Consider the following 884-nt stretch of genomic DNA (forward strand, 5'->3'; position numbering starts at 1 on the left):
GATCAATGCGTAGTAATGACAACGGTGATGATATGAGTATGATGGTGGGTACAGTGCTGAGTGGCTTTGAATATCGAGCGCAAAAAGAAAAGTATGATAACTTATATAAATTTTTCAAAGAAAATGAAAAGAAATATCAATATACAGGTTTTACTAAAGAAGCAATTAATAAGACACAAAACGTTGGATATAAAAATGAATATTTTTATATTACATACTCTTCTAGAAGTTTAAAAGAATATCGAAAGTATTATGAACCTTTGATTCAAAAAAATGATAAGGAATTCAAAGAAGGAATGGAACGAGCAAGAAAAGAAGTGAATTATGCCGCTGATACAGATGCAGTAGCGACACTGTTTAGTACAAAGAAAAATTTTACTAATGACAATACAGAAGATGATGTAATTGAACTAAGTGATAAATTATATAATTTAAAAAATAAACCAGATAAATCTACAATTACAATTCAAATAGGTAAGCCTACTATTAATACTAAAAAAGCCTTTTATGATGATAATCGTCCAATAGAATATGGGGTGCACAGTAAAGGTGAATAAAATTTTAAAAAATTGCTTTTAATATTCTAAACAAACACATAAATGGGAGATGAGCTATGTTTAAAAGAATTAAACTAATCTTAATAGCAACGATAATACTATCAGGATGTTCAACTACCAATAACGAATCTAATAAAGAAACAAAATCAGTACCAGAAGAAATGGAAGCTTCAAAATATGTAGGTCAAGGCTTCCAACCACCTGCAGAAAAAGATGCGATTGAATTTGCGAAGAAGCATAAAGATAAAATTGCTAAACGTGGCGAACAATTTTTTATGGATAACTTCGGTCTAAAAGTTAAAGCTACGAATGTTGTAGGTAGTGGCG

At 29.9% G+C, this 884-nt stretch carries 2 protein-coding genes; both read left to right on the plus strand.

The window, feature by feature from the left end:
* Positions 1–557, plus strand: a 557-nt coding sequence (locus IDG60_RS16620) for a DUF1672 family protein (protein ID WP_206160944.1), incomplete at its 5' end; no start/stop codon positions are given.
* A gap of 56 nt (positions 558–613) precedes the next feature.
* A partial coding sequence (locus IDG60_RS16625; protein ID WP_206160945.1) for a DUF1672 family protein occupies positions 614–884 on the plus strand: 271 nt, incomplete at its 3' end.

Source organism: Staphylococcus sp. EG-SA-2, assembly GCF_017152085.1.